This window comes from Pseudarcicella hirudinis, from assembly GCF_900115665.1.
Lineage (GTDB): Bacteria > Bacteroidota > Bacteroidia > Cytophagales > Spirosomataceae > Pseudarcicella > Pseudarcicella hirudinis.
The window spans coordinates 421,169-445,419 of sequence record NZ_FOXH01000001.1 but is presented as its reverse complement, the minus strand read 5'-3'; the positions used below and the strand labels follow the sequence as shown (position 1 = coordinate 445,419).

General features: G+C 38.2%; 15 protein-coding genes. 5 read left to right on the top strand and 10 right to left on the bottom strand.

What is annotated here, in order from left to right; genetic code table 11:
- Positions 1–25 precede the first annotated feature (25 nt).
- A complete protein-coding gene (locus BM179_RS01560; protein WP_229632877.1) occupies positions 26–2,290 on the bottom strand; it encodes a TonB-dependent receptor in 2,265 nt (754 codons plus the stop codon).
- A gap of 152 nt (positions 2,291–2,442) precedes the next feature.
- Entirely contained in the window at positions 2,443–2,874 is a 432-nt protein-coding gene (locus BM179_RS01555; RefSeq protein WP_417715083.1) for an HYC_CC_PP family protein, read from the bottom strand.
- Positions 2,875–3,226: 352 nt separating this feature from the next.
- On the opposite strand from BM179_RS01555, the gene BM179_RS01550 reads away from it, so the two are divergent.
- Positions 3,227–6,220, top strand: coding sequence for a lantibiotic dehydratase (locus BM179_RS01550; RefSeq protein ID WP_177219273.1), 2,994 nt, complete (start codon positions 3,227–3,229; stop codon positions 6,218–6,220).
- Between the two features lie 44 nt (positions 6,221–6,264).
- Positions 6,265–6,678, top strand: a complete 414-nt coding sequence (locus BM179_RS01545; RefSeq protein ID WP_092011071.1) for a nuclear transport factor 2 family protein — start codon at positions 6,265–6,267, stop codon at positions 6,676–6,678.
- Positions 6,679–6,751: 73 nt separating this feature from the next.
- Here the strand turns inward: BM179_RS01545 and BM179_RS01540 are convergent, their stop codons facing one another.
- Together BM179_RS01540 and nspC are read right to left on the bottom strand one after the other, a co-directional pair.
- A complete protein-coding gene (locus BM179_RS01540; protein WP_092011069.1) occupies positions 6,752–7,681 on the bottom strand; it encodes a hypothetical protein in 930 nt (309 codons plus the stop codon).
- A 396-nt stretch (positions 7,682–8,077) separates the two neighbouring features.
- Positions 8,078–9,211, bottom strand: coding sequence for a carboxynorspermidine decarboxylase (gene nspC, locus BM179_RS01535; protein WP_092011992.1), 1,134 nt, complete (start codon positions 9,209–9,211; stop codon positions 8,078–8,080).
- Positions 9,212–9,429: 218 nt separating this feature from the next.
- On the opposite strand from nspC, the gene BM179_RS01530 reads away from it, so the two are divergent.
- The 3 genes from BM179_RS01530 to BM179_RS01520 all read left to right on the top strand — a co-directional run bounded on the left by BM179_RS01530 (position 9,430) and on the right by BM179_RS01520 (position 13,438).
- Positions 9,430–10,230, top strand: coding sequence for a hypothetical protein (locus BM179_RS01530; protein WP_143095117.1), 801 nt, complete (start codon positions 9,430–9,432; stop codon positions 10,228–10,230).
- A gap of 246 nt (positions 10,231–10,476) precedes the next feature.
- The gene (locus BM179_RS01525) at positions 10,477–11,664 is read left to right on the top strand and encodes an FAD-dependent oxidoreductase (RefSeq protein ID WP_092011065.1); all 1,188 of its coding nucleotides are present in this window, start codon (positions 10,477–10,479) and stop codon (positions 11,662–11,664) included.
- Positions 11,665–11,758: 94 nt separating this feature from the next.
- Positions 11,759–13,438 (top strand): flavin monoamine oxidase family protein, encoded by a 1,680-nt coding sequence (locus BM179_RS01520; RefSeq protein WP_092011063.1) that lies wholly within the window; start codon positions 11,759–11,761, stop codon positions 13,436–13,438.
- Between the two features lie 109 nt (positions 13,439–13,547).
- Here BM179_RS01520 and BM179_RS01515 read toward each other — a convergent pair whose 3' ends face one another.
- From BM179_RS01515 to BM179_RS01490, 6 genes are all read right to left on the bottom strand, one after another.
- Positions 13,548–14,762, bottom strand: a complete 1,215-nt coding sequence (locus tag BM179_RS01515; protein ID WP_092011061.1) for a saccharopine dehydrogenase family protein — start codon at positions 14,760–14,762, stop codon at positions 13,548–13,550.
- 183 nt (positions 14,763–14,945) lie between these two features.
- A complete protein-coding gene (locus BM179_RS01510) occupies positions 14,946–15,899 on the bottom strand; it encodes a Fic family protein (protein WP_092011059.1) in 954 nt (317 codons plus the stop codon).
- Between the two features lie 92 nt (positions 15,900–15,991).
- Positions 15,992–16,618, bottom strand: a complete 627-nt coding sequence (locus tag BM179_RS01505) for a C40 family peptidase (RefSeq protein WP_229632876.1) — start codon at positions 16,616–16,618, stop codon at positions 15,992–15,994.
- A 93-nt stretch (positions 16,619–16,711) separates the two neighbouring features.
- On the bottom strand, positions 16,712–18,826 hold the full coding sequence (locus tag BM179_RS01500) for a Tex family protein (protein ID WP_177219272.1): 2,115 nt from the start codon (positions 18,824–18,826) through the stop codon (positions 16,712–16,714).
- A gap of 127 nt (positions 18,827–18,953) precedes the next feature.
- Positions 18,954–20,759: a right-handed parallel beta-helix repeat-containing protein gene (locus BM179_RS01495; RefSeq protein WP_092011056.1), complete on the bottom strand. Its 1,806-nt coding sequence runs from the start codon at positions 20,757–20,759 to the stop codon at positions 18,954–18,956.
- A gap of 117 nt (positions 20,760–20,876) precedes the next feature.
- Positions 20,877–24,206, bottom strand: coding sequence for a UvrD-helicase domain-containing protein (locus BM179_RS01490; RefSeq protein WP_092011054.1), 3,330 nt, complete (start codon positions 24,204–24,206; stop codon positions 20,877–20,879).
- Positions 24,207–24,251 lie beyond the last annotated feature (45 nt).

Here is a 24,251-nt window from a genome sequence, read left to right as displayed (position 1 = left end):
CCTGCAAATAATATTATCAACGTTCTTAAACACGGTTAGGTATTTTGAAACGCATTCCCAGGTAAATCATTCTTCCAATAACCGGACCATAAACCATAGAAGCATCAAAAGTTTTACCAAAAGGATCATTAGCTCCAAGAATCGGGTTTGGCTGGGTAAAATTATTCAGGTTCTCCCCTCCTACATATAAATCCCATTTTTTAAATCCGCGGGTAATCTGTGCATTGATGTTTGAAAAAGCAGGCGCAAAAACTGTTTCAGAATTAATGGTATGAATATGACCTGCTTCAGTATTCGGAACTCTTCTCTTTCCATTCCATTGCCAGGTAAAATCAAATTTCCACTTATCCCATTTGGTTGCGTAACCGATATTAAATAGTATCCTGTCCTTATTAACAAACTGTTTCGGTAAAAGAGTAAGTTCCCCGTTTGAAGTTCTGACATCATTTTCCACATCAAAAAGACGATAAGCCAGTTTTACATCCATTCGATCCAGAGGGCTGTAATTCACTTCCGCCTGAAAGCTATTAGAATATGATCGTCCTTTAAGGTTATAAAATCTGACATAATCGGCATTTTCCATATCCACAATCAATTGATTCTGGAAGTCTGTCCGGTAATAATCGAGTAAAAACGTTCCTTTTTTACCAAAAATCATAAAATCGTTGGTAAGGCTTATACCATAATTCCAGGATTCTTCCGGGCGGATTGCTTCCGGAACAGATAATTGTCTTGAATTAATCAGCATACCAAAATTCTCAGCAATCGCATTAGGCATTCTCCAGCCTTTACCTGCACTTGCTCTCAGATGCCAGTCGTTACTCAAATCATATTTCACATGAGCTCTCGGTGTAAACCTTGTACCATAAAGGTTATGAAAATCAACCCTGCTGCCGAGTACGAGGGTGAATTTTTCAGGAACAGTAAAAGTATATTCACCAAAAACGCCCGGTACAGATTCTGTTCTTTTAAAAGTAGAATCTATATACTTTTCATTATAGTCATCCAATAAATAGCTCAGACCTGCCTTATACTGATGATTCGTGTTATCTATGATATTCTGGTAAATCAGATTGGCATAAAAACTTTGTTCTTTTCCGTTATAATTTTTAAACCCGAAATATGAAGTATTATCATGAACCAATGCATTGATAATTAAACCTAAGCCTTTGTAAGGCTTTTCAGGAAATAACTGAGCCGTTTTACTGAAAAACTCATATCTCCTGGTTACACTTCCAAACCCGTAATGAACGCCTTTATTTCTATCGGTATCAGGATTAAAGTCTACCTGACCACCCAGACGATCTTCGTACAAAGCCTTTACACCGAATTGAGCCATCAGGCGGTCTCCCTGATATTTCCAGCGATTTAACACATTGTATTGGGTATAGAGCGGTAAATCAAGAAATCCGTCATTATTCTTATCAAGTTTGGTCTGAAGTGTACTTGCATGAGTTAATAAGCCAACTGACCATTTTTTATTAAGCGTATTCGCCAGATTCAGGTTTATTTCTCCCCTTCCCTGGCTATTGAGATAAGTATTGAGGTATAATTTATCAGAAACATCAGGTTTTGCCAGTTCTACATTCAATACTCCGATCATAGATTCATAGCCATTTACCACGGAACCTGCTCCCTTTCCTACATCAATTGAGCTAACCCAGGTTCCGGGAATATAATTGAGTCCAAACGTAGAATTTAACCCTCTGATATTTGGAATATTTTCAGTATTAATCTGAACATAATTACCGGAAAGTCCAAGCATCTGAATCTGTTTCGCACCGGTTACAGCATCTGAATAGCTTACAGAAACAGAAGCATTTGTTTCAAAACTCTCGGAAAGGTTGCAACAGGCCGCTTTGGCAAGTGCTTTGGTGGTGATAATCTCTGTGTGAATCGGGTTCAGTCGGTCAATACTCGTAGCAGAACTTCTCACAGTAACCTCCTGTAAAGAAGAGTTGTCAGGCTGAAGGAAAATCTCCTGAAAATCTGAGGAATGAACCATAATTGTGTCTGTTTTATATCCTACAAACGAAACAATAAGTTCATGATTTCCGGCTTGTTTTTTGAGGGTGAATTTTCCTTCTGTATCAGTAGAGGTTCCTCCGTCTTTGGCATTTTGCCAGCGAAGCGTTGCGCCTATTAATGGTTCATTTTTACCATCAGCTTTCTTTTCATACACGGCACCTTTTGTAAAGTTTTGTGCATAAACATTTGAATAACTGATAAAAAGTAATGAGAACATGACAAACTGCGCCCGCATGAGGAAAGATATTATTTGTGTCTTCACGATTAATGATTGTTGGTGAAAAAAGGAATAGAATGTTTAATTTCCGACAGGAGAATCGGAGGCAAATTCGAATCCGGACTGACACAGTATTTTGAATTACTGTAATAAAACGTCAGACAGTCTTCTGCATTGCAGAAAAAACACCAACAAGATCAAATAAGAAAGGATTGATTAAGAATAAGCAGCTGCCTTCCGGAAGGCGGAGGTGCCGGGCTGTAATAATGCGGAACCTGAAAAGATACAAATCCCGACATCTGTTCTGAAAATACCGGAATCTGCGTATTCAGTAATGCCCAGTTTAATTGAGGAGCTTTTAAATCAAAATTGTAATTACTGTTTGATTCTGTATTGATTTTACTAAAGATTGTTTGCAGATCACAGCATTTGTCTTTCCTGACAATCTGTTTCGCTTTCAATAAAAGCTTCTCGGATTTCTTAGAACAACAACCTTCATCTTTATGTACAAAATAGGTCTTTATTCTGCTGATTCTGCAAAAATGCTCAGTCATGGCGAATCCGGTACTTGCAAAAAGCACCTGGAGGCTCATGAAAAGGCAAAATATGCGAATCAAAAAAATCTTCATACACTAATTATTAGCAGTAAACGCCTGAAAAATCAAAATCATTTCTCCTTATAAACACAAAGTTACAAAATTTAAAACAATAAGCTTTTTATATTTCTTTCACAGATATTTACAAAATTTTCAGATTGTACCAAAGAATCTAAAAATTAGATTTGACTTTTGAAGATGGAATACTGAATTTTAGTATTCCGATTAAATTCCATTATAAAATATATCATTTAATAATTCTCCAAACCACATGTTTCAACCCTATCACTTTCATTCAAAACTTATACTCCGAACCCCCTCCTTACCATTTAATGAGAAGATTACTGTTGATTTTATAAAAAGCAAGCTAAATGACAGGCATTTCATGGAAGCGCTTTATCTGGCTTCTCCCGTTTTGCATGAGGAAGCTCTTAACTGGAAAGAAGGGAAATCGTCTGATCCCAGAAAAATACAGAAACTGACTTTTTCATTAAGTAAATACTACCTCAGAATGAGCACCCGCTGCACGCCTTTCGGATTGTTTGCCGGCTGTGCAGTGGCTGAATGGGCAGAAGAAACCGATTTAGTTTTAGACCCGGAACAATCTTCAAGAAATACCAGACTTGATATGCATTATTCCTGTGCTTTAGCCCAAAAACTGGCAGAAATTCCTCAAATCAAACAAAAGCTAGTCTATTTCCCCAATTCAAGTATTTACAGAATTGCCGATGAAATACGCTATGTTGAGTACAAATATATCAATGGTCAGCGGACACATCAGATTAGTGCCATCACCAGCTCAGAATATATTGAAAAAGTACTGGAACTCTGTAAAAATGGCAGCCTTCCTGATACTATGATCATGAATCTGATGGATGATGACATTTCAGAAGATGAAGCAGCAAGTTTTATAGATGAACTGATCAATGTACAACTGCTGGTAAACGAGCTTGAGCCTTCAATTACCGGAGAGGAATTTACCCAGCAGATTTTAAAAGTCATCCAAAAGATTAATCATTCACACGAATTCGACGGAATTGTTTCCGTTTTGGAAGAAATTGAAAAAAGACTTGAAAAAATAGATCATCAAGGCTCAAATGAAGCTGAACTTTACGGCGAAATTACCAGAATTATTGAACAATTAAATGTTCCATTCGAAGATGGAAAGCTCTTTCAAACAGACCTTGTCAAACATCTCACCACTCATAAAGTAGATCAAAAACATCAAAAAGATCTGGAAGATGCACTGTATGTACTCAGTTTGCTTAGTTTAACCGGTGATAATAATAGTTTAGCAGAATTCAGATCGAAATTCTTCGATCGGTATGAAGGGCGTTCTATGCCCCTGCTTGAGGTGCTGGATACAGAAATGGGTATCGGTTACGGAAATTCGGGTAAAACTATCAATACGCCAATTACAGAAGGCATCGCTTTACCGCAAAATGCCAAAGAATCAGGTAATATTTCTGTCAGTAAAAACCATAAATTTCTGATTGATAAATGGAAAAACGCCATTAAAAACAATGATTTTATTGTGGAAATTAAGGAAGAGGATTTAAGTGATTTACAGGCTGTCGGTCAAAAAATGCCTCCATCCTTTCCGGTAATGTTTCGCCTCACCGGAGATGAAAAGTTTCAGGTACTCATTGAAAATGCAGGCGGTTCCAGTGCAGCAAATCTATTAGGTCGTTTCGCACATGCAGATCAGCAGATTGCAGAACTTATCTGTGAAATTACTGAAGAGGAACAAAAGAGAAATCCCGCTGTCGATTTTGCTGAAATTGTCCATCTTCCGGAAAGTCGTGTAGGAAATATCCTGCTGCACCCGGTTTTTAGAAATTTTGAGATTCCGTATCTGGCTAAATCTTCCCTCCCGACCGATCAGCAGCTGAATCTGGAAAATCTGGAAGTCAGCGTAGATATTTTAAGCAATAAAATTACCTTAAAATCTGCTAAAACCGGGAAGGAGATTATCCCTAGGCTTAGTAATGCCCATAATTTCAGTTATAATGCTCTTCCGGTTTATCATTTTCTGGCAGATCTCCAGACACAGAATCTGGCCTCATCATTAGGAATTCGCTGGAAGTCTATTCTTCCTGAATCTAAATTTACACCAAGATTAACCTATAAAAGTGTCATTCTGGAACCGGCAGGCTGGAATTTCGAAAAAGCTGATATTGAACATATTATTCAGGCTGATAGCGAAAAACTTCTGGAAGAATTCTCAATTTTTGCCGGAAAATGGTCTATTCCAAGGTACTTCCTGTTGTCTGAAGGTGACAATGAGCTGCTAATTGATTCTGAAAATCTGCTTAGTTTACAAACTTGGTTTGATTCTGTCAAAAACAAAGCTACAATCCCGTTGAAGGAATTTGTTTTTAACGCTGAAAACCTCTGTGTCAAAGATCTTTCAAATCAGGGTTATACCAATCAGTTTGCGGCTATCCTCTTGAGAGATGAGGCAACTTATGAGAAATTTGAGCAAAGACCTCCTGAGCCTGATTTAACCGCCAGACAGCGGGATTTTTCATTAGGCTCTGAATGGCTTTATTACAAATTCTATTGCGGGATTAAATCTTCTGATAAAATCCTGACTGAAGCCTTTGGTCCTTTGGTAACGGAGCTTATTCAAAATCAACTGATTGACAAATGGTTTTTTATTCGTTACGCAGATCCGGAGAAACATCTCCGGGTGCGGTTTCATATTCCTCATCCCGAAAACCTGACCAAAGTAATTTTACTGATCAATCAATTCATCAGGCCTTTTGAGGAAATCGGAATAATACACAAGACTTTTACAGCAACCTATCAGCGAGAACTGGAACGTTATGGCGCAAATACGATAGAACTCACTGAGCAGCTGTTTTTTGAAGACAGCAATGCAGTACTTGGCATGCTTAGCCAAACCTGGGGAGATGAAAGAGACCAGATCAGATGGCAATGGGGATTGAAAGCCATTGATCACTATCTCGATGCATTCAGGCTTGAGCTTGTTCAAAAATACAATCTGCTGGAAAATATGAAAGACAGTTTCGGACAGGAATTTAAAATGAATAAGAGTCTTAGGGTACAATTGGATCAAAAATTCAGAGAAAACAGGTCTTTAATTACTAAAATACTTGACAATGACAGCAATAATCCTTCTGAATATGAACCACTTTTTGAATATATTTACCTGAAATCAGAAAAAATAAGACCAATTGTCGAACAAATCCTTATCCTGAAAACAACACAGCAATTAAGCCTCTATCTCAGAGATACCATTCACATGTGTGTTAACAGAATTATCTCTGACAACCAAAGACTTCATGAACTGGTTATGTATGATTTTTTATTTAACTATTACAGATCAAAACTTGCCAGAATGAAGAAAAAGTAAAGTCTTATATGAGATTATTTACCTTATAACAACAAGATACAGGTATGATAACAAATCCAAATCAAGACATTATTGACCGTTTCTTTGCCTTGTACGCTGAACGGGATTTTCAAGGTATTTCCGAAGTTATGACTGAAGATGTCAAATGGTTCTTTATCGGAGACCACCCACTCTCAGGCATAAGTACAGGCATCAGGGAGGTTGTCGGATTCTTCGACAAAATGGGCAAAATCATGAGTAATTCCGATATCAGATCAGAAAAACTTGTGACAGGTACAAATGAAAATTATCTAGTAGAATGCCAGCATATCGTTACAAACCGATCTGACGGAAACAATCTGGATTATCAGGTATGTGTACTCTGGACTTTCAGGAATCGTAAAATTGCAGAAGGAAAACATTTTTTTGCCGATTCACAGGCTGCCAATTCTTTTTTCAGTGCAGTGGCAAACCTCTAAAACATAAAACTGTCTGATTTTCAGTTCGCCAGCGCGTTCACGAAAATCAGACAGTTTTATGTTTTATCCATTCTTATTGTAAAATGGCATTATTGCCCGGAGAAGGTCTGCATTGTCTGGCATCCGACTGACAGAATACCTGATACCCCACCAACTGAACATTCTCTTTGCCGGAAAATGAGGAAGCCTCAAATTGAGCTGCAATCAGGTTATAAGTCTGTTCAAAAGAATTAACCATAAAATAGTTAAACGAATAATCAGGTTCGGCACTGAAAATAACCACAACAGGCATAACTTTACCCTGTGCTTTTGCCGCTTTCCCGATCCATGAAATCCTGTCTTTCATATACGCAAATGAAGGATTTGCCTGATAATCATGCACCAGAATCCGGTCAGAGTTTTCCACCAATCCGGCGGCCTGAGTAGAATCCTGGCCTTTGGGATTTTTAAACCATCCTATATATTCTTCCGTAGGAATTCTGGGATTCTGGCTATCTCCCCAGCTTTTAATGCCTTTTAATTGCTTCAGATAATTCTTGTACGTAGAAGCATTATTCCACCATTCTAATTCCAGATTTGAATAATTGAATTTTTCTAAAGGATCTGTTCTGCTGGCATTATAATTTCCGACCAAACCGGAAAAAGCAGAAGATGAAGCCATGCAGGCCGTAATTGTGGTAATGCCATACGTTGTCCTGGCTTTTTTTATAAAAGCTGCAACTTTAGAATATCCTGATGAATAAGCTAAGAGCGTATAAAGATCATAACAGGTTATTGTGGTGAAATTATTAGACTGGCACCATTGAAGCATAACATTTTCTCTGGAAACATCACCTACAATATACTTTAGGCTGTCAAGATATATCCCTCTGTACAAATCGACGGATTCAATACGGTCAGTACTTCTGGGTACAATTTCTTCCTGCAAAGTGGTTTCTTTCCGGCATTGCATAAAAACAAAGGCCATCAGAAAAATGGCTGGGATGAAAAATCTAATTTTCATTGGCGGATGAATTAATTAGTTATGGGTTACAGATCGTTTAAAGAATTGAAAAATGTATGTTTTTCTGAATACTTCTACTATCGAAGGCTCCTGAAAAAATTCTGATAAACAAACATTAATTACAATTCCATTTTGAAAATTAGGGCTTTTTTCCAGAAAACAAAAATTACCATTCGCACAAAATGCATTATAATCGCACAATTTATGATGTCATTTTTAAGCTAATGCTATAATATATCTGATAATCAGAAGCAAAATAATCTTCAGGCGCCCTTAAATAGTTCGAACTTAAAATCCAATTTATTGCCGGAATTTTCTTTTTATGATTCTTCTGTATATAAAAAAACCTTCCGATGTGTTTTCGGAAGGTTTTTAATCTGAAAGAATGTATAAATATTACAAACGATCTTTGAATGTTTCGTAACCAAAAGTCTTCACCAGTTCAAAGCTTTCATTTTCTCTCCAGATTCCTATGGAAGGTAAAGGAACACCATTGAAAGTGGTAGTTTTAACCATGGTATAGTGAATCATATCATCAAAAACGATACTATCTCCTATTTTTAAGGGTTCATCAAAGGAATAATCACCGTAGAAGTCGCCCGCAAGACATGTCATCCCGCCAAAACGATAAGTAGGTTTTCCGGTAACCGGTTCCTGATGTGCCCCGAGAATTTTAGGTTTATAAGGCATTTCAAGAGTATCCGGCATATGTGCTGCGAAAGAAACATCCAGGATTGCCACATCAATTCCCTGAGAATCAATAATATCAAGTACAGTGGAAGTCAGATAACCCGTTCTCCAGCCTACTGCCGAACCGGGCTCAAGAATTACCTTTAAATTCGGGTATTTAGTTTTAAAATTCTTCAGCAAAGCGATTAAATGCTCCGGATTATAATCTGCTCTGGTAATCAGGTGTCCCCCTCCCAGATTTAACCATTTAGCCTGTTTTAACAAACCACTAAAACGTTCTTCAATCGCATTAAGTGTACGCTCAAGCGTATATGAGTCATTCTCACATAATGTATGCGAGTGTAAACCCTCAATTCCTTCGGGCAGAGTGTCTCCCAGCTGATTTCTGGTTATTCCCAAACGTGATCCGGCGATACAAGGATTGTACATATCCGTTTCTACCTCAGAATATTGTGGGTTAATTCTCAATCCGCAGCTGATACCATTGGCAATAGCTCTTGCACCAAACTGGTTAAATTGATTAAGAGAATTAAAAGTAATATGACTCGAATAACTCATCAATTCCTCATATTCCCGCTCAAGATATGCCGGAGCATATACATGCGCTTTTGTCTCCATTTCTTCAAAGCAAAGTCTTGCTTCATTCAAAGAGCTGGAAGTAGCTCCTGAAAGGTATTCTCTTACCAATGGAAAAGTAGAATACATTGAAAAGCCTTTTAAAGCACAAATAATTTCTATACCCGCTTCATCTTTGACTTTTTTCAGCAATTCTAAATTCTTACGTAAAAGTCTGTCTTCAATAACATAACAAGGCGAAGGAATCTTCGAAAAATCTATCATTTTACTATTAAATTGAATGGCAGCGAACTGCCGGATTTTTGTTTCTGAAAGTTCATAAAATAAAACCCTGCAAATCAATACATTACATATTTTTCACCAGAAAACAGTCTAAATATACTTTGCAGAAAATCGGTTTTTACTTTAAATTGAAGGCAAAATTAATCAATTTAGTTTCACTAAATATTAAATTTAACGAAACATACCTAACCAGGGAAAGAATGACAACCAGATTAGAAGATAGTTTAATCAATAATTATCAGGTTCATATTAAAAATTATATCGATTACGGATGGCTGGTTTTAAAGAATAACATGGGGCTTTTTGTTTTTTATACGGTGATAAATTTTATGATCACCCTTATGCTTCAGATTATTCCGATTGTTGGTCCTTTGGTTCAAAGCCTGCTTGTTTCACCTTGTATTGCAGCCGGATATTACATAGCCGCCCAGAAAGGGTTTGATGGCAAATACACCGAATTATCAGATTTTTTCAGAGGGTTTGATCATTGGAAAGAATTACTGATCTCCACTGTTTTTAATTCAGTTTTCATAATGATACTCCTTTCTCCTCTGTTTTTTCTCTTCGGAGTCAGCGCTTTTCTGGATGTAAAGAAAGTATTAGCCAACGAAGATATTTTTTCTACAACTGCTGCCATGATTAGCATAACGATTTTCCTTATTGGGGTTGTGTATATGACTGTCAGCTATCTTTTTGTAACACAATTCATTATTTTTCACAAAATGGAGGCCTGGCCGGCAATGGAATTAAGCCGAAAACTGATTGCAAAAAAGTGGCTTTATTTCTTCGTTTTCGGGACCTGCCTTCTACTGTTTCAGTTTTTGGGAACAATCTTTTGTTTTATTGGCCTCTTAGTAACCATGCCTTTGATGTATTGCGCTTTGCATGCTGCCTTCAGAGATATTGCAGGACTTGAAGATGATGAACTTGTTTCGGCGATTAATAACATCGGAAATACAGACGAATCTCCGAACAGGCATTTTGACGAAGATGAAATCTAGATGAATTTACAGATCTTTATAACAAATCCCGGGAAGGCAACTTTCCGGGATTTTTCTTTATACTGAAGAATAAAACTCTGGTTAAAGCAGAAATAAACCAACGCCCGAAGAAAATATAGTTTCAATAAAAAATAATCGACGTATTATTTTTGTAAATTAAAATAATGTTTTCTACATTTATCACAACTTCTAGACCCGTTTTTAAAATTTATACTTGATCACTAACACACCAGACTTAACAAAACTATGAAAACGCACTACGACGTAATCGTCATTGGCGGCGGCCCGATGGGCTTAGCAACTTCTTATCAGCTTGGCAAGCGAAAAGCTTCCGTTTTAGTTCTCGAACGTTTTAAGTTTCTCAATCAGCAAGGAAGTTCCGCAGGATTTTCCAGACAATACCGTATTCCATATCCTGATGAATACATGGTAAATATGGCGCTAGAAGCTCAACCTTACTGGGATGAATTACAAACCCATACTCCCAAAACTCTGATGGATAAAGTCGGGACTTTATGGTTCGGAGACCCGAATGTACATTCAACCGAAGGGAATATCGCAGCCGCAGAGAAAGCTATGGATGCGGCTGGCGTAAAATACACTACCCTGACTTCGAAAGAGGTTGAGGATCAATATCATTTCAGAAATCTTCCTTCAAATTATACAGGTTTGTTTCAGGCCGACGGAGCCAGCATTGATCTGGTTGCCACGCTGGAAACACTTCATGACTTAAATCTTAAGTCTCCCAGTGTAACCTTAAAAGAGTTTTCTCCCGTTTATCAGATTAATCAAATAGATGGTATTTTTCACGTAACAACGCCGGAAGGAACACATTTGGCTAAGAAACTGGTAATTACACCCGGTCCGTATATCAATAACGTTCTTAATCTTCTTAATTTTAAGGTAAGCGTTACCTATTGGGAAATGGCTTCGGCCTACTTCAAAAAAACAAAACCTGATATTCAATACCCTACCTGGTTTGTATTTCAGGAAGCTGTCGGAGAAAACGGAAATCAGTTTTACGGATTCCCGGAAGTTACCTGGGACTACCCTGGTTACATCCGTGTGGCACCTGATTTTGTTATTAAACCACTTACAAGTCCTGATCAGCGCACCTCTATTCCAAACCCTCAGGAACTGGCTTATACCGCTCAATGGGTTAAAGATCACATGACCGGACTAGACCCGACCCCTTACTATACTTCAACCTGTCTTATTGCCCTGAGTAATCTGAAAAACAAAGAGTTACTGCTTGACTTTGCTCCGGATTTCGTTCCGAATAATAAAGACATTGTAATCTATGCAACAGGCTGGGCGGCAAAGTTTATCCCTTTGCTCGGTGAGATTTTATCTCAGCTGACACTGGACGGAACAACGCCCTATGACATTGAACCATTTCAGCTGGGTTATAAATATTTTAAATCTATTTTATAACAGAATAATTCATTCACATTCATAGTGCCAGACCATTCGCATTCACTGTAAATGGATGACATCTGATTGCTGTTTCCTAAACTTTCCCAAAACCATGAGAATTAAAAAAGCCAAATCACAACAATTACTGCCCTTTAGCACAGATGTTGCCATAATTGGTGCAGGCGTATCAGGATTATATGCAGGTTACCGTTTTCTTACCGGTGATTATCAGGAGGGAAAACAAGCCCCTCAAAGCATCTCCGTCTTTGAAATGAGTAATAGAATCGGGGGAAGACTTGAGTCGATTGAATTGGATAGCATGAATGTAATGGGCGAACTGGGTGGAATGCGTTATATGACCTCTCAGGAGATTGTCACAGCACTTATTGAAGATATTTTTAAAGGAAAAATCACCCCGGTGGAATTTCCGATGGGCGATCCGGCCAATTTGTTGAATTACTTAAGAAAACAGAGGTTTTTAAACAATAGCTGGCGCGATAGTACCGGCGGCTCTCCTACTTTTGAAACACGTTATTTTGTAAAAGAGCAATTTATCGGATACAGTTCTGACTATGTTTTTAACTGGATCGTCAATAACGTTTTAAAAGCCGGTGGTTACGACAAATCAGGTTCTGAATATACAGCCAGAGAATGGGATGATATCAAAAAGGTTCTGAGATATAATTTTGAAGGTCCATATAACGGAATGCTGGTAAAAGATATGGGATTCTGGAATCTGATCAAAGACCAGACCGATGAAGAAACTTATCAGTTTCTTTCAGATGCCGGAGGATATTATTCAAATACCATCAACTGGAACGCCGCTGAAGCCTTTCCTTATATGGTTGGAGATTTTGCACAGCAAGGTGTTCAGTATAAAACAATTAAAGAAGGATATGACCAGATCGCCTATTGCCTGGCCGAAGAATTCACTAAACTTGGGGGTGTGATTTATCAGGAAACCAAACTGAAATCTTTTGAAAGAACGCCAGCCGGATCTCAGTATAAATACGTAATGACGATCGAAAATACCAGGACAAAGGTTTCAATGAGTATTTATGCCAACCACATCTTTCTGGCAATGCCTCGTAAATCTTTGGAACTTATCGATCAGAACAATTTCTTTTTCAACAACCCTGTTCTCAAAAAGAATATTCCATCTGTCATTATGGAGCCTTCTTTTAAATTGTTACTGGGTTTTGAATATCCCTGGTGGACAAATCCTCAAATTTTAGGTGCAACTTCCGGACACTCGGTTACAGATTTACCAATGCGTCAATGTTATTATTTCGGAACCGATCCGGAAAATAAGCATTCATTGTTTCTCTCCAGTTATAATGACATGAGAACGGTACAATTCTGGAAAGCCTTACAGTCGGATAAACTTTTCCAACCGAGGGCCACAAAACTTGTCACCCTAAAATCCCTGCAAAAAGCACCCTATAAGCAGGCCCCAAAAGAAATGGTTGATGAGGCAATGAAACAGATCCGGGAATTGCACGGCCATCCCGAATTAATTCCTGAGCCTTATACTTCAGCTTACAAAGATTGGTCGGGAAATCCTTACGGCGGAGGTTATCATGCCTGGAAAGCAAAATATGATGTCTGGAATGTAATGCCGTTTATGAGAAAACCATCACAGAATGATAACATTTACATTTGCGGAGAGGCCTATTCAGATCAGCAGGGATGGGTAGAAGGCGCATTCTGCGTGACGGAGCATATTATGCAGGATTATTTCGGATTGCTCTGGCCAGACTGGCTGAACAAGGAATATTATTTAGGATGGTAAACAGCTTTTATATCCTTAATCCGAAAAACAAAAGCCCTCAACTTTAAGGAAGAGGGCTTCTGGAAAACTCAGATAACAAATCAAGGATTTGAAATCCTAATTCTGAATACTAATATTCGTGAGGTAAAACACCGTCAACTTCCTCATTCCAAGGTAGTCCGTGGATGTTAAGCATTTCCATGAAAGGATCCGGGTTAAACTCTTCTACATTCCAGACACCGGGTTTCATCCATTCTCCTGTGATCATCATCATTGCACCAATCATCGCAGGAACACCTGTTGTATAACTTACCCCTTGCGCCTGAACTTCTCTCCAGCAATCCTGATGTTTACAGTTATTCCAAACGTAATATGTTTTTTCAACACCATCTTTGATTCCTTTAATCTGGCAACCGATCGACGTTTCTCCTGAGTAATTTTCTCCCAGAGTTCCCGGTTCCGGTAATACTGCTTTCAGAAATTCCAATGGAACAATATCAATTCCCTGGAACCTGATTGGCTGAATGCTGGTCATTCCCACATTTTGAAGCACATTCAGGTGAGTGATATATTGCTGGCCAAAAGTCATCCAGAATCGAGCTCTTTTCAAGGTAGGGAAATTCTTGGTAAGAGATTCTAATTCTTCATGATACAACAAATATGATTCTTTTGGTCCAATGTTAGGATAATCAATTGCTTTATGGATTGACATTGGAGGAATAACCACCCATTCTCCGTTTTCCCAATATTTACCGTCCTGCGTAATCTCTCTGATGTTGATTTCAGGGTTGAAATTAGTAGCAAAAGCTTTTCCATGATCTCCTGCATTACAATCGATGATATCAAGATAATGCATCTCATCAAAATAATGCTTGTTGGCATAAGCTGTATAAACACCTGTAACACCCGGATCAAAACCACAACCCAGCAATGCCATTAAACCCGCTTTTTCAAAACGCTCTTTATAAGCCCATTGCCAGGAATATTCAAATTTAGCTTCATCTTTTGGCTCGTAGTTGGCAGTATCCAGATAATGAACTCCTGTTTGTAAACAAGCATCCATGATTGGAAGGTCCTGATAAGGCAACGCAACGTTGATTACCATAAAAGGTTTAAAGCTTTCGATTAATTTTGCCAGTTCAGCTACATTATCGGCATCAACCTGAGCCGTCTGAACTTTAGTTGGCAAACCGATCGATTCACATTCTTTGGCGATGGCATCACATTTCGACTTGGTACGGCTAGCCAATAAAACTTCTGAAAATACAGATGGATTCATGGCACATTTTTTCACAACAACATTTCCTACCCCTCCTGCACCAATGATTAATACTTTCTTCGACATTCTTTTGTTGAGTTACCAGCGTATTTACCGCCGCGTTTTTCAATATTCGGTTATTAAAAATGTTAATTTCCCGCAAAATTAACGAAACCCTATGAATTTTGCTTAAAATTATCTTAAACAAATCATTTTGTACGAATTTTTGTCATGCACAAAAGTTTTAAAAACAAAAAACGCTAACTAAAGCTAGCGTTTTCTCTTTCTTGCAGCGATGTAATCTTCAACAGCCTCCCTGGTAGTAAGCCAGTTCCGGCCTTCCTTATAGGCATCAATTTTACCGGTTCTAGCCAATAGACTAATGTATTCCTGACCGTAAGGCATATCAGGCTCCTGTACTAAATCTGAAATTTCTATGTATTCTTTATCATTCCCCGGTAAAGCATTAAGGTAAATGTTTAAAGTACGTTCTAATGACTGACACATTAACAAGATCAGCTTTTGATAGTTCCCTCCATTGGCCTGATTAAGCGCTTCATAATATTTCCTTCTGTCATTTTTTAAGATAATAGCAGGAGGAAAACCACAGCGCATTAACAATAAATTCATGGCTAATCTTACTGTACGGCCATTCCCGTCAAAAAACGGATGAATCCAAACCAATTTATGATGAAATATAGCTGACAACTCTATATCATTCAGTTGAAGAGGATTAATATTGATAAAGTTAATTAATTCATCCAGCAAATCAGGTACCTTACTGGCATTTGGCGGCGTGAAATTTGCCCCTGAGATACGAACGCCCCCATTACGGATCCGGCCTGCAAAATCTTCTTCGATTGATCGTAAAACTAAACCATGCAATGACAAAATATCAATACTTCTTAATTGATAATCCTCACTGACAATAGAATACAGATAATCAATGGCTTTGTCGTGGTTATGTGTTTCAAAATGCTCTCTTAAGGATTTCCCTTTCACGGTAATACCTTCCTGAATAACCATTTGTGTCTCTCGTAAACTTAGTGTGTTTCCTTCAATACTGTTGGAATTATAAGTCCATTCAATAGAAAGACTTTCTCTGATTTTATTCAAAGCAATATTCGGCAAAGGCCTGCTGGTTTGAAGCATTTGCTTTTTTTCGTACAATCGTTCAAAGGTTGCCTTAAGTTCGTCTCTGTATGTTATGTCTATATCCCACATTACCACAAAGATACATCTAATATCGGATATTAAAAAATACACCTTATCCGATATTAATTTTTCAAAATCATCATTTTTTATCAGTATTTCCTTTAAAAAGGCCTGATGGCTTTTGCGAAATTGCTAATCCAGTATTTGTTATAAAGATTATCTTCTCTGACGCCCTTACTGGTTGAAGAATGGATAAAGAGTACTTCTGTAGCAGAATGAATTTCGGTTACAAGACCTGCGTGATTAATTGTTCCGGTGTCTCCTTTTCCGGTAACAAAAAAGAGCCAATCACCTATTTTCAGGTCATCAATAGAAACTTCAGATCCAAATTCCGCCTGTTGCCAGGAAATTCTGGGAATCTGAAACCCTACGTTCTGATAAACCGTAAAAAGCAATCCTGAGCAATCCATTCCACTGGCATCTGTCCCACCGCTACGGTAAGGCACGCCAAAATAATTTCTGGCATTGGCGACAATTTCATTGATTGTTCTGGAAGTATAAGCCTTTTTAACCGTAGTATTCACTTTCGGTTCTGGTTTTGTATGTGAACCTGAAGAGGAAGAAGGTCTGCGATAAACCTCGGCACCTCTATCATCATACCGGCTTTCATTCCTGCGAAAAAGCTTGCAGGAATCGAGAAACAGCGTCATTGAAATGAGTACTACACTCAGTTTCAAGCCTGAAAGTCCTGCAAAATCCGACGGGGAAACAGAAGTTGATTTTTTCAAAGGTCAAAACGGTTTTGGCTGAATTTCAGATGCCATTCCTCTAAAACTTCCTGCATAACTTTAGCCGGAAAAGCATCTGAAATAGTTTAAAAGCTAGATTTTCATTGACAAGGCAATTCTTTTTCTGTTTACATCCACTTCAACCACTCTCACTTTAACATGCTGCTGCAATTTAACTACCTGATTCGGATCTGAAACAAAATGATTTGCCAATTGAGAAATATGAACCAATCCATCCTGCTTTACACCAATATCTACAAAACATCCGAAAGCAGTAATATTGGTTACAATTCCCGGAAGAATCATACCTTCTTTAAGATCATCCACTTTCTTAACATCAGGATCAAACTCAAAGGCAGCTATTAATTCCCTAGGATCCAGAGAAGGCTTTTCCAATTCTTTTAAAATATCCTGCAAGGTCAGTAATCCGGTAGTTGGAGAAACGTATTTCTGCAGATTTAATTGTTTACGAAGCTCTGCTGAAGTCATCAGATCTTTGACTGAACATTTCAGGTCTTTAGCCATTTGTTCTACCACCGGGTAACTTTCCGGGTGAACCGCTGAATTATCCAAAGGATTATCCGGATTTGAAATTCTCATAAATCCTGCGCATTGTTCAAAAGCTTTATCTCCAAGTCTGGCTACCTTCTTCAATTGCATACGGGTCTTGAAATCACCGTTTTCTTTCCGGTATTTCACAATATTAGCGGCAAGGCTTGCTCCCAATCCTGAAACATAACTTAACAGGTGTTTGGATGCTGTATTGAGGTTTACCCCTACCTGGTTCACACAGCTTTCCACGACGGAATCCAGCGTTCCTTTCAGCATATTCTGATCTACATCATGCTGATACTGACCAACTCCGATAGATTTCGGATCAATTTTAACTAATTCAGCCAAGGGATCCAATAATCTCCTGCCGATAGAAACAGCCCCGCGGACAGTAATATCCTTATCCGGGAATTCCTCTCTGGCTACTTCTGAAGCTGAATAAATAGATGCACCCTGTTCAGAAACCATAAAAATCACTGGTTGCTCCTTAAATTTCAATGACTTGATAAACGTTTCCGTTTCTCTTCCTGCCGTACCATTTCCGATACTTATGGCCTCAATTTTATGTTTCTCAGCCAGAAAAAGAATTTTTTCCTGAGCCTCCGAAGGTTTATCGAAAGGATAAATTACTGTATCATTCAACAAATTCCCCTGGGCGTCAAGACAAACTACTTTACAGCCCGTTCTGTAACCCGGATCTATTGCCAGAACCCTTTTTTGCCCAAGCGGGGAAGCCAATAATAATTGTCTGAGGTTCTGTGCAAAAATTCTGATCGCTTCTGCATCCGCTTTTTCTTTCGAAAGATTCGCAAATTCGGTTTCAATGCTTGGTTTCATCAGGCGTTTATAGGAATCTGTAATCGCATCTTCAACCAGTTGTTTAGATTCAGGAAGCCCTCGGACAAAAATTCTGTCAAGCGCATCCAGTGCGTTATTCTCATCCGGAGCAATATTTACTGATAAAATCCCCTCTTCTTCACCCCTCCTTATAGCCAGCAGCCTATGTGACGGCACTTTTTTCAAAGGTTCAGAAAAATCAAAATAGTCTTTATATTTTGCCCCTTCTTCTTCTTTGTTTTTCTTTACTTTTGAAGACACAACAGCCTCACGCTCAAATACTTTCCTGATAGAATTTCTGGCATCAACATTTTCATTGATCCATTCTGCGATAATATCGCTTGCTCCCTGAAGCGCTTCTTCAACATTCTGTACTTTTTCATTAAGAAATGCCTCTGCTTTTTTAAGAATATTCGGTTCTTTCTGTGAAAAAATCAGGGTAGCTAATGGTTCCAGTCCTTTTTCAATAGCAATTGAAGCCCGGGTTTTGCGTTTTTGCTTATAAGGAAGATACAAATCCTCCAATTCCTGCAAATAATAAGCATTATTAAGTTTTTCCAATAACTCCACTGTCATTTTCCCCTGCTCTTCAATACTTTTAATAATGGCCTCTCTCCTCTTATCAGCTTCCCTGAATTTTGTCCAAAGTTCTTTAATGTCCAGAATCTTTACTTCATCAAGACTTCCTGTCATTTCCTTACGATAACGGGCAATAAAAGGGACTGTAGCTCCTTCATCTAAAAGAGATATGGTGTTTTTAACCTGATTATTATGGACGCCGATAGCGGCCGAAATTAATTGTAACTGAATTGAATTCATTTATCTAAACTATTTAATGCGAATCGACACAAAACAACTAAATATTTAATTAACTGATTTACAGAATATTAATCCAAAACCAATCATACTTTAACGACACAGCAAATTTTTCTTGTCAGAATATCATCTAATTTACCGGAGTGATTTTTGAAAAAATATCTTTCTTTTCCATTTTATCCAGCTTTATATCGGTTTTTGCTCCTGAGTAAAATTTATTACCTGAAATTTTCACATTGGTACAAGCTGCAAAACTAAATGCTGCCCGTAATTTATCTGCCGGTAAAAACTCCGATTTCTCTATTGTATTATCCAAAAACCTTAAACCATTTGTGCTGCGGGCAAATAAGATGGGAAAATCATATATTTTAAACAAATTATTTTCGATAGTGATATTTTTGTGAACATAATAGCCCCGGGCAGGTTCATGATCCTGAGGATTGATATTGATGATATAATTGCCCGGAGCAGAATTAAAGCCACACTCGATAAATTGATTATTGCGAATCGTGACATCTGTTACTTCGCCGGACTCATACCAGCCTGAGGCATCATTTTCTATCAGTATGGCATGCATACCAGTTCTGTAATACACATTGTTTTCAATCAGCACTTTTCGTCGGGTAGTAACCAATGTACCTCTCGTATTGGTTCGTTCAAAACGGGAATTTTTAATCGTTAAAGCAGGAGTCCAGGTAATATTTTCCAGAACATCCCCAACCGATACGTTATCAGCTAAAGGCTTCTGAAGTTCGACTAACACATCATGCTCTGAAATCATTTTAGCTGATCTGACAATCTCCTGACCAAATATTTGCAAGGAGGCCGAATGTACATAAGCTACAGTATCACCGGGAACAAAAGGCAAAAAGCCATAGCTTTGCGGATGCATAAAACGCAGTTTTAAACTGGTCGGAGAAACAATTTCGATAATTTTCAAATGAGTTCCGTGCACATTTACCGGGTCATCATGCATGCCATTAAAACGGCAGTTATTAATGGTAATCTGCCCCCTGCAACCGGAAAAGTGCATTCCATCTGCTGATGAAGCAATCACCCTCCCGCTGCCTTTTTCAGGTTCTACAAATACACTATCATAGTTCAGGTTTTCACAAAACTGCGAAACAATGCCCAAACCGTGCATTGAGTTCATATGTACATTAAGAAGCCTGATATTTTTAGAGCGGTTTTGAAATGACCCTACATAATCACGATAAGTATCTCTAATGGTCAGAACATCGCCGGGTTCTGCCTGAAATTTTGAGAAATCACCATTAAATCTGACAGTTAAAGGAGCTATCAATTCTGCTTTACTTTTTAAAAACGGGCTCCATGAACTGTATACAAGCATATCTTTATTCACTCTAAGCAACACTGCATGATGGTTTTTAGTCACCCATCTTTCGCCATACCATTCCAATCGGCCTTCTATAATTTTAAATTTCGAATCCGGATGTATGCTCGCTGTTACTGATTCGGAGGTAATCTCTTTGATGGTCATCTCAGACATCCCGGGGCGTTCGTAGTTAACCTTCAGGTTTTTAATGGTAATATTTTCACTGCTATCCAGTGCCCAGGCAATCATTTTGCCATGAAACACAAAGGTTGAGCCATTTCCATCAAGGGTAATGTTTTTTAAACCTTTAAACATTAAACCCACACTTTGTCTTTTGACAGGCATTTCTTCTGCCGAAGAGCTATTGCTGATATAATACGTTGTGGCAACTGCTTTATCGGGCCAAAAATCATACCGCCCTTTTGGAAATTCAATTACAGACTCTGCCTTATTTTTACCTGAATCAATGGCTTTCTGCACACTCTCTGTGGCATCAGCAAAACTGTCAGGTTTTGCACCGAATGTTGTTACATCGATCGATTGAGCCTTTACACCGAAACTTAACACCAATAACTGACAAACTGCAAATTGTTTGATCATACTTTAATAGGTTGAAATATAATAATGTTTTGTTTTCCGTATTTCAGACAAATACTATCGGATTCAAATATTACTACAAATGGCGGCAACATGACGAAAGCCATTTTGAACCAAAAACTAGTTATTGACAGTAACCTGAACCACTTCGAGATTTTCCAAATATACTAAGATTCCTTCGACTTCATCATAGCCCATTTCTTTATAAATATTCATATACTGTTCTACCTGTACCTTATGCTTTTCAGATTTAGAACCGGTCTTATAGTCCAGAATTACTATTTTTCTACCAAATCGTACCACTCTGTCCGGTCTAAGCATTTGTCCCTCAGGCATTAATATTTCTCTTTCATTTCTTACCTGAGTAGCATCAACATCAAACAAAGGTTTAATCCCTTCCAGGCCGATAATTCTGAGAATATTTTCTTTTAAACTGACGATTTCGCTGTCAATTATCAAACCTTCTCTCAGTATTTCCCCCAAAGCAAAATCCACTTCAGCAATTGTCCGGATTTTTGCAAAGGCCGCATGAACCTTATTCCCGTAATCCTTACTTTTTTCAAGCGTTTTTAAATCAAACAACCTTTCCGCAGAATGCCTCAACTTTACTTCATTACTTTTTCCGGAACTTGTAATGTGCTTTATTTCAATACTTTCCACCATTCCTTCTTCATTCTTTTGTTGATTTTTATCCAAACCCTGATTGATGATTTCAGTATAACAAACCCCTTCCTCAATAACAGGCGAATCAATAAATTTATACAAAAGATTCCCGACGGTTTTCTCAAAGCTGTTGTTACTTACTGATTTCCTGACAATCAGGTATAAGCGCTGAGTCGGACGTGTTAAAGCTACATACAACATGTTGAGACTTTCCAGAAAAGTCTTTTCTTTTTCAGTATGATATTGCTCATGCAAACAAGTTTGTTCAAGCTTTGAATTTACTGACACTGAAGCTGTTGCAAGAAATTTTTCTTTTTCAGATTCTGCAATTTCCAGTTCAGGATAACCGTCACGCGGCAATTCTGCCCAGATAGCTGTACTTAGCTCGGTATCCGTAGTCCAGTTACAATTTGGTACAATAACCACCGGAAATTCCAGGCCTTTCGACTTATGGATACTCGTGACAGTAACAGCATCCTGTCCTTTGGGGGTTGAAATAGAAAGAGATACCTTCTTTTGTTCCCAAAACGTAAGAAAATCAGTAAGATGCGTACTTTTTCCTGTCTGAAATTCTAATACTACATCCAGAAATCTGAATAAAAAATCCAGTTCTTTCGGGTGATTGAATAAGCCGAATACCCCAATCAAACGTTCTGCAATCTGATAAAGCGAGAGCTGTTGTAAAACAAATGAATCAAATCCATACCCTTTATGATTCAGATAATCATAAAAAGGCAAAACATCTTCATTTTCAACGGCTTGCTTAATTTCTTCATTATCTTTTGTCGAAGGAATTTTATGTAACACAACCCGGTAGAACAAATAAACCGCCTCATATTTTGCCAGGCGGTTATCCGGGTTCTGAATAATTTTCATGAGTGCAACCACCAGACTTACGGCTTCGGAAGTGCTCAGGCTTAATGAATCTGAAGAAATGACATTGATTCCCATTTCTTTCAATAAATTGGCAATATTTCTGGAATCCTTATTTTTCCGGGACAGAATGGCGATGTCTTTATAGCTGTAACCGGCGGACAGTGCTTCATTAATCAGTTCCACTATCCGGTTAAACATCTGTTCATCATCTGAAATTTCAGGCATTTTCGTCAGAAAATCAATCTGAACATGTCCTCCGGATTTAGGTTTTTCCGGTACTTTTTGTTCAAAATGATCATCATAAACACTTGGTAATGAAGGTGCCAGATTAACATTCGCCTCATCTTCCTTTATTTTCCTGAAAAGTGCATTGTTAAACTCAATTACCTCTTTAGTACTCCGGTAATTAGTATTCAGATTCTCCGGAGTCAGATAAGGAAGAATGTTAATGTACCTTTCAGCCAAAAAGTCATTCTCCTGAAAATCAGCCAGTAATGAGTCAATTTGCTTCTGATGTAGTTTTACAATCAATTCCATTTCTCCCCCGCGAAAACGATAGATCGATTGTTTTGCATCGCCTACAGCAAGATTAAAATGCCCTCCGGCCAGAGAATTTTCAATAAGTGGCAAAAAGTTATGCCATTGTAAAATGGAAGTATCCTGAAATTCATCAATTAAAATATGATTATACTTATCGCCAAGCCGTTCGTAGATAAAGGGAACAGGTTCATTCAGTACAATTTCAAGAATTTTCCGGTTAAATTCAGAAATATGAATGGCCCCAGTTTCATCCTGAATACTTCTTATTTCAGCTTTCAACTGGCTCAAAAGAGATAACTTCTTGATGTTTTTCAGTAACTCCTTATACAAAAAATATTTGGGTTTATGCTCATTCTGAAGGTCAAGAATCATTTGTCCGTAAATGCCGAGCATTTCAGAAATACCGTCTATTTTGGCTTTAACCGGAGCAGGTTTGGTCTTGGAATACCACTCCCCGGTTTCCAGGGCTTTTGTCACCCTTGTCCCGGCTTCTTTAAAAAAATCCCCGTTTGCAATTTTAAGAAAATGCCCTGCTACTCCGCTCTGACCATAAGGAAAGTCCTCAACCAGCAAATCCTCACTTTCAAAAGTCTCAATAAATAATTTCGCAGTCAACTGTATTTTCTCTTCCGCATAACTGCAAAACTGCTTCAGCTGTCTCTCTATGACCAGGAAATCTTCTGCAGTTAATTCGGTAAGTTTTTCGATAGCTTCCTGGTTCTGGTCCGACAAAAGATTTTTCCCAAACCCTGCCAGTTCCTGCGGTAAGTTGTTCCATGATTTACCTTCGTTGGCTTTTTCAAGAGCATAACTTTTAATTGCTTCGGTAATATGCTCAAAGGTCTCCGAATTAGCCTTTTCCATCATCTTCTGAACAGCTGCTTCCATAAGCACCTCAGAGTCAAGACTGACCTCAAAATTGAACGGAAAACCTAATTCTTCCGTGAAGGCCGAAACAATACGCTGTACAAAAGAGTCAATTGTTGATACAGAGAAATTCGCATATTCATGAATAATATGTTTAAATGTTCTGGAAGCTCTTGCCCGCAGCTCCTTTTCATCAATTACAATACCCTCCGATTGCAATTCTTCAAGAATCTGCCGGAAAATACCCGATGAATCCTCCAGATCTTTAGGATCTTCCGCGGAGAATTGTCTGAGATATTTCAGGATACGTTCCTTCATTTCTTCTGCAGCCTTATTTGTAAAAGTCACGGCAAGAATATGAGTAAAGTACCATTGCGAAGAAGTTTTTAACGCTAATTTCAGGTATTCTTTGGCTAGCGTATAAGTTTTTCCGGATCCGGCGGAGGATGAATATATCTTAAACCTGGGTGTTCTGGTTTGAGAAATCAGCGTTGATTGAGTCATATGACTATTTTGAATCAAAATTGCGATAATACTAAGATTGAATTG

What these genes read in the sequence shown, in the direction of transcription:
- BM179_RS01510 (WP_092011059.1), bottom strand. Translation starts at nt 15,899, where the DNA reads ATGTGGGATATAGACATAACATACAGAGACGAACTTAAGGCAACCTTT.
- nspC (WP_092011992.1), bottom strand. Translation starts at nt 9,211, where the DNA reads ATGATAGATTTTTCGAAGATTCCTTCGCCTTGTTATGTTATTGAAGAC.
- BM179_RS01490 (WP_092011054.1), bottom strand. Translation starts at nt 24,206, where the DNA reads ATGACTCAATCAACGCTGATTTCTCAAACCAGAACACCCAGGTTTAAG.
- BM179_RS01530 (WP_143095117.1), top strand. Translation starts at nt 9,430, where the DNA reads ATGACAACCAGATTAGAAGATAGTTTAATCAATAATTATCAGGTTCAT.
- BM179_RS01500 (WP_177219272.1), bottom strand. Translation starts at nt 18,826, where the DNA reads ATGAATTCAATTCAGTTACAATTAATTTCGGCCGCTATCGGCGTCCAT.
- BM179_RS01495 (WP_092011056.1), bottom strand. Translation starts at nt 20,759, where the DNA reads ATGATCAAACAATTTGCAGTTTGTCAGTTATTGGTGTTAAGTTTCGGT.
- BM179_RS01555 (WP_417715083.1), bottom strand. Translation starts at nt 2,874, where the DNA reads ATGAAGATTTTTTTGATTCGCATATTTTGCCTTTTCATGAGCCTCCAG.
- BM179_RS01550 (WP_177219273.1), top strand. Translation starts at nt 3,227, where the DNA reads ATGGAAGCGCTTTATCTGGCTTCTCCCGTTTTGCATGAGGAAGCTCTT.
- BM179_RS01520 (WP_092011063.1), top strand. Translation starts at nt 11,759, where the DNA reads ATGAGAATTAAAAAAGCCAAATCACAACAATTACTGCCCTTTAGCACA.
- BM179_RS01540 (WP_092011069.1), bottom strand. Translation starts at nt 7,681, where the DNA reads ATGAAAATTAGATTTTTCATCCCAGCCATTTTTCTGATGGCCTTTGTT.
- BM179_RS01545 (WP_092011071.1), top strand. Translation starts at nt 6,265, where the DNA reads ATGATAACAAATCCAAATCAAGACATTATTGACCGTTTCTTTGCCTTG.
- BM179_RS01525 (WP_092011065.1), top strand. Translation starts at nt 10,477, where the DNA reads ATGAAAACGCACTACGACGTAATCGTCATTGGCGGCGGCCCGATGGGC.
- BM179_RS01515 (WP_092011061.1), bottom strand. Translation starts at nt 14,762, where the DNA reads ATGTCGAAGAAAGTATTAATCATTGGTGCAGGAGGGGTAGGAAATGTT.